The 13,759-nt window shown below is 64.2% G+C and carries 13 protein-coding genes; 3 read left to right on the forward strand and 10 right to left on the reverse strand.

The genetic code is table 11. The features are described from left to right. Positions 1-244: 244 nt before the first annotated feature. Positions 245-679: a DUF4399 domain-containing protein gene (locus tag ACZ6WW_RS00005; protein ID WP_465272446.1), complete on the reverse strand. Its 435-nt coding sequence runs from the start codon at positions 677-679 to the stop codon at positions 245-247. 186 nt (positions 680-865) lie between these two features. Between ACZ6WW_RS00005 and ACZ6WW_RS00010 the strand changes: the two genes are divergently transcribed. Both ACZ6WW_RS00010 and ACZ6WW_RS00015 read left to right on the forward strand, forming a co-directional pair. Beyond that, entirely contained in the window at positions 866-2,023 is a 1,158-nt protein-coding gene (locus tag ACZ6WW_RS00010) for a glycosyltransferase family 4 protein (protein WP_465272447.1), read from the forward strand. Continuing rightward, positions 1,995-2,546: a phosphatase PAP2 family protein gene (locus ACZ6WW_RS00015; protein ID WP_281852685.1), complete on the forward strand. Its 552-nt coding sequence runs from the start codon at positions 1,995-1,997 to the stop codon at positions 2,544-2,546. The genes ACZ6WW_RS00010 and ACZ6WW_RS00015 overlap by 29 nt, the downstream gene beginning before the upstream one ends. A gap of 570 nt (positions 2,547-3,116) precedes the next feature. On the opposite strand, the gene accD is transcribed toward ACZ6WW_RS00015, so the two are convergent. From accD to trpB, 3 genes are read right to left on the reverse strand one after another with little or no spacing between them, the layout of a single operon-like run. After that, complete coding sequence (accD, locus tag ACZ6WW_RS00020) at positions 3,117-3,986, reverse strand: acetyl-CoA carboxylase, carboxyltransferase subunit beta (RefSeq protein ID WP_281852684.1); 870 nt, start codon at positions 3,984-3,986, stop codon at positions 3,117-3,119. A gap of 46 nt (positions 3,987-4,032) precedes the next feature. Then, positions 4,033-4,833, reverse strand: a complete 801-nt coding sequence (gene trpA, locus ACZ6WW_RS00025; protein WP_465272448.1) for a tryptophan synthase subunit alpha — start codon at positions 4,831-4,833, stop codon at positions 4,033-4,035. Further along, positions 4,830-6,041: a tryptophan synthase subunit beta gene (trpB, locus tag ACZ6WW_RS00030; RefSeq protein ID WP_281852682.1), complete on the reverse strand. Its 1,212-nt coding sequence runs from the start codon at positions 6,039-6,041 to the stop codon at positions 4,830-4,832. Before trpB ends, trpA begins: the two co-directional genes overlap by 4 nt. A 114-nt stretch (positions 6,042-6,155) precedes the next feature. On the opposite strand from trpB, the gene ACZ6WW_RS00035 reads away from it, so the two are divergent. Continuing rightward, positions 6,156-7,049, forward strand: coding sequence for a LysR family transcriptional regulator (locus tag ACZ6WW_RS00035; RefSeq protein WP_465272449.1), 894 nt, complete (start codon positions 6,156-6,158; stop codon positions 7,047-7,049). Here the strand turns inward: ACZ6WW_RS00035 and ACZ6WW_RS00040 are convergent. The 6 genes from ACZ6WW_RS00040 to ACZ6WW_RS00065 all read right to left on the reverse strand — a co-directional run bounded on the left by ACZ6WW_RS00040 (position 7,040) and on the right by ACZ6WW_RS00065 (position 13,673). Further along, complete coding sequence (locus ACZ6WW_RS00040; protein ID WP_465272450.1) at positions 7,040-8,041, reverse strand: cupin-like domain-containing protein; 1,002 nt, start codon at positions 8,039-8,041, stop codon at positions 7,040-7,042. The two genes, ACZ6WW_RS00035 and ACZ6WW_RS00040, sit on opposite strands and share 10 nt — an antisense overlap. 56 nt (positions 8,042-8,097) lie before the next feature. Next, complete coding sequence (locus ACZ6WW_RS00045) at positions 8,098-8,721, reverse strand: phosphoribosylanthranilate isomerase (RefSeq protein ID WP_465272451.1); 624 nt, start codon at positions 8,719-8,721, stop codon at positions 8,098-8,100. Next, positions 8,718-9,488, reverse strand: coding sequence for a tRNA pseudouridine(38-40) synthase TruA (truA, locus tag ACZ6WW_RS00050; RefSeq protein WP_465272452.1), 771 nt, complete (start codon positions 9,486-9,488; stop codon positions 8,718-8,720). Before truA ends, ACZ6WW_RS00045 begins: the two co-directional genes overlap by 4 nt. Positions 9,489-9,852: 364 nt before the next feature. Next, positions 9,853-12,198 carry a motility hub landmark protein FimV gene (locus ACZ6WW_RS00055; RefSeq protein WP_465272453.1) on the reverse strand — a complete coding sequence of 782 codons (2,346 nt, stop codon included), beginning with the start codon at positions 12,196-12,198 and terminating at the stop codon, positions 9,853-9,855. A gap of 165 nt (positions 12,199-12,363) precedes the next feature. Then, positions 12,364-12,645, reverse strand: a complete 282-nt coding sequence (locus ACZ6WW_RS00060) for a hypothetical protein (RefSeq protein ID WP_465272454.1) — start codon at positions 12,643-12,645, stop codon at positions 12,364-12,366. Beyond that, positions 12,645-13,673, reverse strand: a complete 1,029-nt coding sequence (locus ACZ6WW_RS00065) for an aspartate-semialdehyde dehydrogenase (RefSeq protein ID WP_281852675.1) — start codon at positions 13,671-13,673, stop codon at positions 12,645-12,647. Before ACZ6WW_RS00065 ends, ACZ6WW_RS00060 begins: the two co-directional genes overlap by 1 nt. Between the last annotated feature and the right edge of the window lie 86 nt (positions 13,674-13,759).

The raw sequence follows: 13,759 nt of genomic DNA on the forward strand, positions 1-13,759 counted from the left end.
CTCGCGTTCCAGGGCATGGGACACCTCGCTTCGACCTCGGCGAGGTGTAACCCATGTCCCCGAACACCTGTTACCTATGTCTCCGGTCCATACACGAAGCCAGGGGAGAGGGAGCAGGTTTCGCAAGTGAAGAAACGCAGAGGCGTCCTCAATCAGCCCCCTCTCCCCTGGCTTCGCCGGGGGAGAGGGTTGGGGTGAGGGGGCCGGGTGCTCGCCAAGACCTCTCCCACAGAAGACCGCAACGTTACTTCACATGCACCGTGATCTTCTTCGAAACGATCGCCGGGTCAAACGGGATATGGTTCTCGTCGGCCAGCTCCAGCTGCAGCGTATGCGTGCCGGGCGCCAGCTTGATCGTGGTTTCGGTCTGGCCGTTGCCGAAGTGCAGGTGCGTGTCGTCTTTGGGAATCGGCTGGCCGGCGGTCGGCAGCTCCTTCACGTCGACCAGCAGGTGGTGATGGCCGGTCCCTTCCTTCTTGACGCCCGCGGGTGCCACGCCCATGCCCTTGAGGCCAAAGACGACGGTCACCGACTGGCCGACGGTGGCACCGTCCTTGGGCGAGACAATATAGACCTCTGCACCGGCCGGCGCTTTGGTGACCGGAAGGCCAGGAGCATCAGCGGCAAAGGTCGTCGCGGTAAGCGTGGTCAGCGCCAGGGCAAGCAGGATGCGTTTCATCGAGGGACTCCAGATGATGTTGGGGGGAGACGCTATGGAGTGTAATGACCCTGCCATGGCAAAACCGGCCTATACGCCCGCTTATTTGTAACTGCCGTGACAGCCGTCACCGCTATGTAACCGGGACGCCATGCCTGCGCAATGCCCTGCGACGAATCTACGCCGGGCCAGCGACCGAAACTCACTATGCGCATCGGCATTGTCAGCGAGACTTATCCACCCGAAATCAACGGCGTTGCACTGACCGTGCATAGTCTCGCTGCCGGCCTTGCCGCGCACGGACACAGCGTCGACCTGATTCGTCCCCGCCAGTCGACGTCTTTCGACGACGAACCCGGCATCGATACGCTGGAAGTCCGCGGCGCGGCCCTGCCACGCTACCCGGGCCTGCGTTTTGGGCTACCAGCCGGCCGACATCTTCGCCAGCGCTGGAGTCGACAGCGTCCGGACGCGATCTATGTGGCCACCGAAGGCCCGCTTGGCTGGTCGGCCGTACGCGCCGCCAAGAGCATGGGCATTCCCGTCGCCACCGGCTTTCATACCCGCTTCGACACCTATGCCGATCACTACGGCGTCGGCTTCCTCACGCCGATGGTGCGCAACTACCTGCGCAACTTCCACAATCGCGCATCGGCCACCCTCGTGCCGACCGACGCACTCGCCAACGAGCTGACTGCGCTGGGCGTATCGACCGCGCGCTTGCTGCGCCGCGCGGTCGACACGCAGATGTTCAATCCTGAGTATCGCGATGCTTCCCTGCGGGCCAGCTGGGAGGTCGACGAAACAACACCAGTGGTGCTGTACGTCGGACGTATCGCCGCTGAAAAGAACCTGGATCTCGCCGTGCGCAGCTTCCGCGCGATCCAGCAGCGTGTGCCGCAAGCGCGCTACGTGTGGGTCGGCGACGGTCCGGCGCGCGAAGCCCTGCAGCGCAATCATCCCGACTTTATTTTTGCCGGCATGCTGCGCGGCGAAGCCCTGGCGCGGCATTACGCCAGCGCTGACATGTTCGTCTTCCCCTCGCTCAGCGAAACCTTCGGCAACGTGATTCTCGAAGCGCTTTCCGCCGGCCTGCCGGTGGTGGCCTATGAAGAGGGTGCCGCCCGCGAGCACCTGTTCAGCGGTGTCAACGGTCACTGCATCGCCAGCGGCGACGAAACCGCCTTTATCGAAGCAGCAGCCACGCTGGCCGCTCAGTCGCAACAGTTGCACATGCTTGGCAAGACCGCACGCGAAAGCGTGATCAATCTTTCTCCGGAAGCAGTCATCCGCGAATTCGAAACATTGCTGCGCCGACTCGGTGAGGAGAACGCTCATGAGCACCACGCCGCTGCCGCCGTCTGACGCACTACCGCGGTTCGCCATCGACCGGCGGCTTTGCGTCGCCGCGAATCACTGGGGTGCCCGCCGGGCCGTCGGCGTGTTCTTCGGCATCATCAGCCGCCTGGGCGATGGGGTGTTCTGGTATTCGCTGATGTTGCTGCTCGCCCTGGTCGACGGCCGTCATGGCCGACTCGCCGCCTTGCAGATGGCCGCGACCGGGCTGACCGCGTTGATGCTGTATCGCTTGCTGAAACGCTGGACCCGGCGCCCGCGCCCCTTCCGCAATTGCCCGGGCGTCATTGCCCACGTGCCGCCGCTCGATGAGTTCAGCTTTCCCTCCGGCCACACGCTGCAAGCCGTCGCGTTCACCGTCGTCGCGCTCGCCTGGTATCCGGTGCTTGCGCCGTTGCTGCTGAGCTTTACGGTGCTGGTCGCCGCATCGCGCGTGATTCTCGGCCTGCATTATCCGAGCGACGTGCTGGCCGCCATCGCGATCGGCAGCGGCCTGGGCAGCTTGTCGTTGTATGTCTCCTCGCTGATGTAATTCGCGCGCTGTGCAAAGTTTGCGCAGCGCGTCGGTGTTGCGAGCGACGTCAACGAGATAGACCACTTTTCCACAGGTTTACCCGTGTGACATCCACAAACGCTGTGGACAAATCGCTGCTGCGCGTAGCGCGATGTGCTCACGCAGTGATCAGCGTGTAGCAAGTCGTTGTTGGTAAAGCCATGAATCGTGCTTGTCCACAGGCTTACCCAAGCATCATCCACACATGCTGTGGACAACTTGCAACGACTTCGGGGAGTCTCGAAAAACCCACCTACTCGTCATCCCGGCGAAGGCCGGGATGACGATAGGAAAAATCGAGGTCATTTGGGATTCCACTCAGTCACGACATGCGAGGTGTCGGTCGCGACTGAAGGCGCTCCTACAAATGACCTGTGGTGCTCACGCAGTGATCAGCGTGTAGCAAGTCGTTGTTGGCAAAGCCACGAATTGCGTTTGTCCACAGGCTTACGCCCACGACATCCACAGCACCTGTGGACAACTGCGCCTATGAAAACGCCCTCGCCGCGAACGGCGAAGGCGTCGATACCACCACGATGATGTGGTCGATCAGGCAGCGCGCGGCGCCTTCATCAACAAGCCCAGCACATCGGCCAGCTTGTCACGCATTTCGCGACGATCAACGATCATGTCGATGGCACCGTGCTCGACCAGGAACTCCGAACGCTGAAAGCCTTCGGGCAGCGTTTCGCGGACGGTCTGCTCGATCACACGCGGGCCGGCAAAGCCGATCAGCGCCTTCGGTTCGGCCACGTTGAGATCGCCCAACATGCCCAGGCTGGCCGAAACGCCACCGGTGGTCGGATGCGTCAGCACGCTGATATAGGGCACACCGGCATCGCGCATGCGCGCGAGCGCCGCAGAGGTCTTGGCCATCTGCATCAGCGAGAACAACGCTTCCTGCATGCGTGCACCGCCGGTGGCGGAGAAGCACACCAACGCACTGCGATCGGCAAGCGCACGTTCGGCGGCACGAGTGAATTTCTCGCCCACGACCGAGCCCATCGAACCGCCCATGTAGTTGAACTCGAACGCCACCGCCATCAGCGGCCGGCCCTTGAGCTTGCCGCTCATCGCAAGCAGCGCGTCTTTCTCGCCGGTGGACTTCTGCGCGGCGACAATACGGTCGCGGTATTTTTTCGAGTCGCGGAATTTCAGCGGATCGGTGGGCTCCATGCTGGCCCACAACTCCTGCGCACTGCCTTCATCGAGAAAGGCATTAAGGCGCGCACGCGCCTCGATGGCATGGTGATGCCCGCACTTGGGGCAGACCATCAGGTTACGTTCCAGCTCCGGCCGATACAGCACCGCACCACAACCGCCGCATTTCTCCCACACGCCTTCGGGCACCTTGCCCTTGCCAGCGGCGGAGTTCTGCGCGCGCTCGCGCGGAGTCATGATTTTTTGCAGCCAGTTCATCGCAACACCTCAAACGTTCCCGGGCCGAAACGACCCGGAAGTCGTTTCAGTGTGCATCCAGCGCCGTGCGGATCGGGTGCAGGAACTCCCGCGCTCGCGTGGCGACCTCGTGAGCCGTCGCCGCCCCTGAGAGCCGGTCGACCAACGCACTGCCGATCACCACCGCATCGGCAAAGCTAGCGATCTCCTTGGCGCTTTGCGCATCGCGCACGCCAAAGCCTACCGCCACCGGCGTCTTGGCGCGGCTCCGGATATCGGCCACGCGGGCAGCGATATCGCGGGTGCTCAAATGGCCCGCGCCGGTGATGCCGGCAAACGAGACATAATACAGGAAACCCTCCGCGGCCCCGCATAGCTGCGCCATACGCGCGGGTGCGGTGGTCGGTGCGGCCAGCAGGATCTGCTGCAAGCCGGCGTCGCGCAAGGGCTGGAGCACAGCGGACTCTTCCAGCGGGCAATCCACCAGCAGCACGCCGTCGACACCGGCGGCCGTGGCTTCGGCGGCAAAACGCCCGTAGCCGTGAATCTCGACCGGGTTCAGATACCCCATCAACACGATCGGCGTATCGGCATCGCGCTGGCGGAATTCGCTGACCCAGCCAAGCACCTGCGCCAGCCCTACGCCCTTGGCGATGGCCCGCTCGCTGGCATGCTGGATCACCGGGCCATCGGCCATCGGGTCGGAAAACGGTACGCCCAGCTCGATCACGTCGGCACCGGCTTCGACCAGCGCATGCATCAACGCGACGGCGTGCTCGGGCGACGGATCGCCCGCCGTGACGAAGGGAATCAGCCCGGTGCGGCCGGCTTGCTTGAGCGCGGCAAAGCGGCGGTCGATACGGCTCATACCTCAACTCCTTCACGCGCAGCAATCGTGTGCACGTCCTTGTCGCCACGGCCGGACAAATTGCACAGCACGATCTGGTCCTTGCTCATGCCGCGCGCCAGCTTGATCGCCTGCGCTACGGCATGACTGGATTCGAGTGCAGCCAGGATACCTTCGGTGCGCGCCAGCAGATGGAAGGCCTCCAAGGCTTCGTCGTCGGTGACGCCGACATACTCCGCACGACCGGCATCTTTCAGAAAAGCGTGCTCGGGCCCGACGCCCGGATAATCCAGGCCGGCGGACACCGAATGCGTCTCGATGATCTGACCGTCGTCGTCGCACAGCACATAGGTGCGATTGCCGTGCAGCACACCGGGACGGCCCGCGGCCAGCGATGCCGCGTGATGACCGCTGGCAATGCCCTCGCCCGCCGCTTCGGCACCGACGATACGCACGTCCTTATCGTTCAAGAACGCGTGGAACAGACCGATCGCATTCGAGCCGCCGCCGACGCAGGCAGTGAGTACGTCAGGCAAGCGCCCGTATTGTTCGAGCATCTGCGCACGCGCTTCACGCCCGACGATGGCGTTGAAATCACGCACCATCAGCGGATACGGATGCGGCCCCGCCACCGTGCCGATGATGTAGAAGGTATCGGCAACATTCGTCACCCAGTCGCGCATGGCTTCGTTCAGTGCATCCTTGAGCGTCTTAGAGCCTGAAGTCACTGGCACCACTTCGGCGCCCAGCAGCTTCATGCGATAGACGTTGATCTTCTGTCGCTCGATATCCACGGCGCCCATGTAGACCACGCATTTCAAACCCAGCCGCGCCGCCACCGTCGCGCTGGCCACACCATGCTGCCCCGCGCCGGTCTCGGCGATGATGCGCGGCTTGCCCATGCGCTTGGCGACCAGGGCCTGGCCGACGGTGTTGTTGATCTTGTGCGCGCCGGTATGATTGAGGTCTTCGCGCTTGAGCAGGATGCGCGCGCCGCCGACGTGACTGGACAAACGCTCGGCGTGATAGATCGGGCTGGGTCGGCCAACGTAGTGCTTCAGGTCGCGGTCGAGCTCGGCAATGAATTCCGGGTCGTCGCGCAAGCGCAGATAGGCCTCGGTCAACTCGGCCAGCGGCGCCATCAGCGTCTCGGCGACGTACTGCCCGCCAAAATCGCCGAAACGGCCGTGTTCGTCGGGCCAGTGATGGAAATCTTCGATCTTGGGCATCGGCCTTTCCTGTGCAAAAAACTGTCGTTAACTACATCGATCTGCATATTAGATGCTTATCCCAGCTCGATGAAAAGCGATAAGATCTCCGCAATCTGTCAGAAAAACTCACCAATGACCGATCGCAACCTGCCCCCGCTGAACGCGCTGCGTGCCTTCGAGGCGACGGCCCGGCTGGAGAGCGTAAGCCGGGCCGCACAGGAACTGCACGTGACCCACGGCGCGGTCAGCCGGCAGTTGCACGCACTGGAAGAAGCGCTCGGCAGGCCCTTGCTGGTGCGCCAGGGCCGCGGGATCGCCTTGACCGCGGCGGGTCAGCAATTGCGCGACAGTGCCGTCGCCGTATTCGGGCAGCTGCGCGAGGACTGGGCGGCACTGCGGCAGGACGATGCACGGCCCTTTGTACTCGGTTGCCCCAGCAGCCTGCTGGCGCGCTGGGTGATCCCACGACTGGATCGCCTGGGCCGCGACCTGCCCGGCTTCACGCTGCACCTGTCCGCCCAGGAAGAGCCGTTTTCGCCGACGCTTGCCGGCCTCGATGCTGCATTGATGCTTGCCGGCGCACCGTTCCCGCCCGGCTGGCGCATCCATGAGCTGGCGCCCGAGCGTATCGGCCCGGTACTGAGTCCGCGCTATGCCGGCTATGCCGCGCTGAAAGATCAGCCTGCCGCATGTCTGCAGAACGAACCCTTGCTGCATACCGCTTCGCGGCCGCAGGCCTGGCCCGAATGGGCAGGCAATGCCGGACTGGCGGTAGAGCGGCTGCATTTTGGCGCGGGCTTCGAGCACCTTTACTACCTGCTTGAAGCGGCGATTGCCGGACTGGGCGTGGCGATCGCGCCCGAGCCGCTGGTCGCCGACGATCTTGCCGCCGGCCGCCTCGTTGCTCCGTGGGGATTCGCGCAAACATCCGCCCGTTGGATCCTGGCGTTACCGCAACGCGCGAGCGATGCGCGCAGCGCGGCGCTTGTCGCCTGGTTGCGGCGCGAGCTGGAAACTCACAAATAACGGCGAATGGTTTCGAGCAACTTGGCCGACTGATCGGCATCCAGGTCACCCAGCGCGCCACGGCGCGCTTGCGGGATATGCCCGGCAGGATCTTCGTCGCCGAAGACATAGTGATCGAACAGCACGCGCCATGCTTCGCGCTCGCTCGGTGGCAGCGACTTGTACAACAGGATCGCGTGCAGCAGGCCGCCCAGACGCGTCTGCGGAACCAGCCCGTTGCCACTCTCGCGCTTCCACCAGTAATTGACCAGCGCGTTGAGCTTTTTCAGCGACGCCACGTGGTGCCACCATATCGGCGGGATATAGATCGCGTCACCCGGCTCGAGATCGGCGACGACAGCGTTCTGAAGCGCCAGCTTGAGTCGCGGATAACGCGGATCGTCGGGACGATCCAGTCGCGCCATGCTGATGGCCGCACCGGTGGGCGCGTAGTCGAGCGGGCCGATATAGAGATTGCCGATCTGCTCCGGCGCGAACAGCGTGAAACGCCGTACGCCGCATACGACGCAGGCGATGTTGTGATACTCGTCGAAATGCGCCGGCGTGGTCACGCGATTGCCGATCCAGATGCGAGGCTTGATCTGCTCACCCAGGAAAGGCACGGCGTGCTGATCGAGAAACCCCGGCAGGCAGCCGGCAATGGGGGCGCTCTGCATCGCCACACCGGGCGCATCGTGGTCGTCCAATGTCAGCAGCTTGTTCAAGCCCTGCGATACGGAAGCGCGATGGTGCTCGAAATTGAAGCCGGCACCGTCGGCGCTGTAACCGATGGCGCCCTCTTCACTGGCCGGCATGACCAGGGCATCGACCGGCGTGCCGTTGTCGAAACCGGCCAGCATCCTGGCAAAGGCGACGTCCGACTGCGCAGCCGCCGCGACAATCGGCCAATCCTTCACCAGGCCACGAATGACCAGCGGACGTTCGCGCGCGACGATACGGTCCAGCGCATCGTCCTGGCCGGTGAAGCGGAACTCTTCCATCGCTGAGGGCATGGGCTACCTGGGCTACGCAGCGGCACGAGCACGCATGCTAGCGTGCCCGCGATGGCTCAGCCATCCGCGTTGCGTACGGCCTGGATAAAGCTTTCAAGCTTATGCGCGTCCTTGATCCCGGGCGCCGATTCGACGCCGCTGGACACATCCACCGCCCACGGTCGCGCAATACGCACGGCTTCGGCGACATTGCCCGGCGTCAGGCCGCCGGCGAGTATCAGGGGCTGTGTGAGATTGCGCGGCATCGACGACCAGTCGAAGGTCTTGCCGCTGCCGCCGGCCTCGCCCAGGCCATGCCCGTCGAGCAGCAAGGCTGCCGCGCGCGGATAGTCACCGAGGCTTTCGGGTACGCCAGTGGCGCCGCCCATGGCGATCGCCTTGAGATAGGGTCGTCCGAACTGGGCACACCAGGCTTCCGTTTCGCTGCCGTGGAACTGCAGGTAGTCCGGTCGCAGGCTGTCGTTGACTGCGTCGACGTCCGCGGCGTTGTCGTCCATGAATAGCGCCACCACGTGCACGAACGGGGGCAGCACTTCGCGAATCGCCTGCGCCTGCCCGAGCGTGACCCGGCGCTTGCTGCGCGCGGTAAAGACCACACCTATCGCATCGGCTCCAAGCCTGGCCGCGAGCAACGCGTCTTCAGGCCGGGTCATGCCACAGCATTTGATTCGAGTCCTCATGACTGACTTACCTCCTTGGGCAATGCCCAATGCGCTTCGTAGCGCGGGCCTAAAAAGGTCAATCCCGACGATGGCGCCGTGGGACCGGCCACTTCGCGATCGCGCCCGGCCAGCAGCTCGGCCATCCATTCGACCGGCTGCTCGCCACGTCCGATCGGTAACAACGAACCGACGATATTGCGCACCATGTGATGCAGGAACGCGTTGGCCTCGATATCCATGATCACCTGCTCGCCGTCCCTATGCAGGCCGACCGAGATCAATTCGCGGCGCGCATGTGCAGCCTGGCAGGACACTGCGCGAAAAGCCGTGAAGTCGTGCTCGCCAATCAACGCCTGCGCTGCCTGATGCATCCGTTGCGCATCGAGCGGGTGCCGCTCCCAGGTGACATAGCGCGCATCGAGTGCGGCACGCACCGGGCGATTGAGGATGCGATAACGATAGCGACGGCTGCGTGCGGAAAAGCGTGCATGAAAATCGTCCGGCACGACCTGCGCCCACAGCACAGCGACGGTGGACGGCAGGTTCGAACACGCGCCAAGCACCCAGCCGCGCGGGTCGCGCGTCACCTCGGTGTCGAAATGCACTACCTGGCAACGGCCGTGCACGCCTGCGTCGGTACGACCGGCGCAAGTGACTTCGACCGGATGCGCGGCAACGAAGCTCAGCGCCCGCTCCAGCGCCCCTTGCACGGTCGCGCCATGGCTCAGGCGCTGCCAGCCGGAGAAGTCGGTGCCGTCGTATTCGACGCCCAGGGCGATACGCATGGGAACTACGCTTGAGAACTTGAGGGTGCCTAGATTAACAGGCCGGCGTACACCGAAGGCCTGCGCACGTCGCAGCGTCCGTGAGTAGCATTGACCGAGGCACTCCCTGTCACGACTGAAGGGAGCCTCGAATAACCTCCTACCCGTCATTCCGGCGTAGGCCGGAATCCAGTGGCGTCATCATGGGGTTTTCGCGAAAAGCCCTGAATACGTATGCGAAAACCGACAACCGAAGCCACTGGATCCCGGCCTTCGCCGGGATGACGATAGGAAAAACTGAGGCTATTCGAGTTTGCCTGAAGTCGCTTTCACAGAAAAGCAAAAGGCCGGCTTAAAGCCGGCCTTTTGCGTTCAACGCATCAGATCAATGCAGGTCGTCAAGCAACCGCTGCGCCGTATCCTTCTGCATCTGCGTACCTTCGTGCAGCACTTCTTCGAGCATCGCACGGGCGCCATCGGGATCGCCCATGTCGAGGTAGGCACGCGCCAGATCGAGCTTGGTGTCGATCGGATCGTCGCTGAAGCTGCCGATCTCGTGCGACGGATAACTGTCGTGCGAAAGCTCGTCGTTATCGTGCGCATGATGGCCGGTGCTCGCCGGCTCCGCCTGCAAGGCATCGTCCTCGGCAAATTCCCAGCTCGAATGCGACTGCGCCGTATCGACCAACGGTGCCGTTTCGTGCTGTGGAATATCACGCGGTTCGTGCGCAACAGGCGGCGCGATCGGGTGCGGCGTCAGGTTGAAGTCGAAGTGGTACTCGCTCACCTTCTGGCTCGGAATCGGCGGCGGCATCACCGGTGCGGCCGGCGTGTTGCCCGAGGCGTACTTGTCCAGATCGAAGTGGTGCAGCGCGGCGCGCTCGTCATCGCCCAGCACCTGGCCGGCGTGGCCGTTGGCGAACAGCGGATGGTTCGGCACCAGGTCTTCGCCCATGTGCACGACGTCCTGCCACTCCGGCTGCTGCGAGTCGGTGATGTGCGCGTGCATCGCTTCGGCGGCGGCCTCGAAATGCTCCACGTCGCGGCGGCTGTAGTACAGGCTCACCAGCTCCAGGTGCAGGCCGATGTCGTCCGGGTGCTCGGCCAACTGGTCGAGCAGCTCTTCCTGATCGATATCTTCTTCGCCAAACGGCGGCGCCGCGCCGAAGCGATCGGCCAGCGACGAACCGCCGCCGACGGCAGCGACCGCAGGCGCAGCCTTGCGACGGCGCAACAGCGCGAGCAAGGCGAGCAGCACGACCAGGCCCGCGCCTGCTGCCCACGCCCAGGTCTGCATGAACCAAGGCTCTTCTTCGACCGGAGGCGGCGTTACCGGCTTCGGCGTCGGCTTGACGGCCGGCTTGACCGGCGCGGCCGGCTGACTGGCCACCGGTTGCGTGGTGGCTGCATGGGCCGGCGTGTTCACTGCCGGCGTCACGGCCGCCGTGTGCGTCGTGGCGGCGGCGGCCGGTGCCGGCGGCGTGATGGCCGCGGGCGTCGTGGCCGGCTTGGCAGGCTGCTGCGAAGCGGCCGTCACGATGGTCTTGTTTTCCTCGACCGGCGCCTTGACCGGCGCGGCCGCGGGCATGCCGGCCGCCTTGCGCGCATCGGCGAGCTTTTGCTGCAGCTCGGCGATCTGGTTGTCCTTCAGTGCGAGCAGACGCTCGTTCTTGCTGTTGATGTCTTCGAGGTCTTTCAGGCGCGACTTGAGCTCGTTGCCCTGCTGTGCGAGGGAAGTGAGCTGTTCCTGGCTACGCTGCAAATCCTGATGCAATGCACTGACGTCGGCCTTGCTGGTCTTGCCACCCTGACCTCCGTCCTTGGCCGGGACCAGGGCCAGGCGATCGCCGCTCGCGCTCTTGGTCGGCGAGGTCGTCGCATTTGCGCGCGTGCCGGCATCGGCCACGCTGGTCGGGTTGCGGGCAGCACCGGAGCGCCAATCGCTGTTCTGGCGCTGAACCTCGGCCAGGGCAGCGGCAGCGGCTACGGCATTGGCTTCGTCCTTGGTCGGCACGCGCAACACCGCGCCGGTCTTGAGCGCGTTGATATTGTCGCGATAGAACGCATCCGGGTTGGCCTGCTTGTAGGCCATCAGCAACTGGTTGATATCGACACCGCCCGTCAGCGACTGCTTGGCGATACCGGACAAGGTCTGGCCACGCTCGACCGTGACCTTGCCGCCCTCGGCGGCCGTACTGGCGGCGCTGGCGGCTGCATGCTTGGGCTGGGCGGGTGCAGGTGCGGGAGCTGCGGCCGGGGCAGCCGCGGCACGCGTGCTGCGCGTGGGCGCGGCGGCATGGCGAGAGCTGGGCGCACTGGCCGCCGGAGCCTGGGTGACGGCGCCGGCCGGCGGGTCCAGCAGCACGGCGAACTCACGCACGCTCTTGCTGCTGCCCGTATTGAGCTCGACCAGAATGTCCAGGTAGGGGTCATTGACCGGCGCGCTGCTGGTCACGCGGATCAGCTTCTGACCACCGCTACCGTCCACGACGGCAAATTGCAGCAGCACCTGCGGCGCTACCACGCCAGCACGAGAAAAGTCCTCGGCGGAGGCCAATTGGGCGGTCAGGTGATCGAGCTCACCGGCATGGTCCGGCTTGATCGGAATGTCCGCCACCAGGGGCTGGCCAAGTGCAGACTTGATCTGGATCTGTCCCAGTTCCAGCGCTGCCGCCTGGCTGCTGCCAAGTGCCAGCGCCAGCAACATCGACAGCTTCAACGAACGATTCATCGTTTGGTTCCCCCGAACGGCCCCGTGACCTTTTTTATAGCCAACCACCCAAGACGGTGGCATGACGAATGTGGCGCCACTTTAGTTAGATATAAGCCAATCAACAATAGCTGTGGCCAATGTTTACAACGCATTGCTGCGGTCGGTTCTCACTGCCGGGGGACTTTAGTGCCCCTGCCCCTTGGTCGCCTGGACCTCTTTCAACTGCCGCTGCAGGTCCTCGATCGCCTGGTCCTGCTGCTGTCCGCGCTGGGCCGCGGCACGGCTTTTGGCCTCTTGCTGGGCCACGTCCTGCTGCAGCTGCTGGACCTGGGCGCTTTGCTGGTCGAGCTGGCGGTCGAGCTTGGCTTTTTGCTTGCCCGCCTGGGCCGGCGGGTTGTCGCCGGCCATCGCCGCAGCGGCGATCAGGCAGCCGATAGAGAGGGCGATGGCACGGCGAACGATCATTACAGGTAGTCCTGGATCAGAATTTCGGCGACCTGCACGGCATTGAGCGCCGCGCCTTTGCGGACATTGTCGGCAACGACCCACAGGTTGAGGCCATGCTCATGCGAAATGTCCTCGCGGATGCGCCCGACGAAAACCGGGTCCTGCCCGGCCGCGTCGCCGACCGGTGTCGGATAGCCGCCGGGCTTGCGCTCGTCCTGCACGACCACGCCTTCGGCCTGCTCCAGCAGCGCACGCGCCTGCTCGGCGGTGATCTTGTCGCGCGTCTCGATATGCACGGCCTCGGCATGTCCATAGAACACCGGCACGCGCACCGCCGTCGGGTTCACCTGGATCGACTCGTCTTCGAGGATCTTGCGCGTCTCCCACACCATCTTCATTTCTTCCTTGGTGTAGCCGTTGTCCTGGAAGTCGTCGATCTGCGGGATCACGTTGAAGGCGATCTGCTTGGGAAACTTGCTCGTCTCCACCTCCTGGAAGGCCAGCAAGGCAGCGGTCTGCTTGCCGAGTTCTTCCATGCCTGAACGGCCCGCGCCGGACACGGACTGGTAGGTCGCCACATTGATGCGCTCGATGCCGACGCTGCGATGGATCGGCGCCAGCGCGACCAGCATCTGCATGGTCGAGCAATTGGGGTTGGCGATGATGCCGCGCGTGGTGTACTGCGCGATCGCATGCGGGTTCACCTCGCTGACCACCAGCGGGATATCGTCCTGATAGCGGAACTCGGAGGTGTTGTCGATCACCACCGCGCCGGCCGCGGCGGCGCGTGGCGCATGCTCGCGGCTGACCGAGCCGCCGGCCGAGAAGAAGGCGATATCGACGCCGTCGAAATCGTAATCGGCCAGGTTTTTCACCACGATCGATTTGCCGCCAAAGGTGATTCGTTCGCCGGCCGAGCGCTCGCTCGCCAACGGCACCAGTTCGCTGATCGGAAAGTCGCGCTCGGCGAGAATCGCCAGCAACGTCTCGCCCACGGCGCCTGTCGCGCCGACCATCGCCACCTTGTAGCTGCTCTTCTTGCTCATGTTCCGTTATCGATAGGGGTTCGGAGGCCGCCATCACGACGCCGACGTCCGCAACTGCGGAAATCTAGCTGGGATAGCGGGTAAAA

The organism is Dyella sp. NPDC103356, assembly GCF_055584465.1.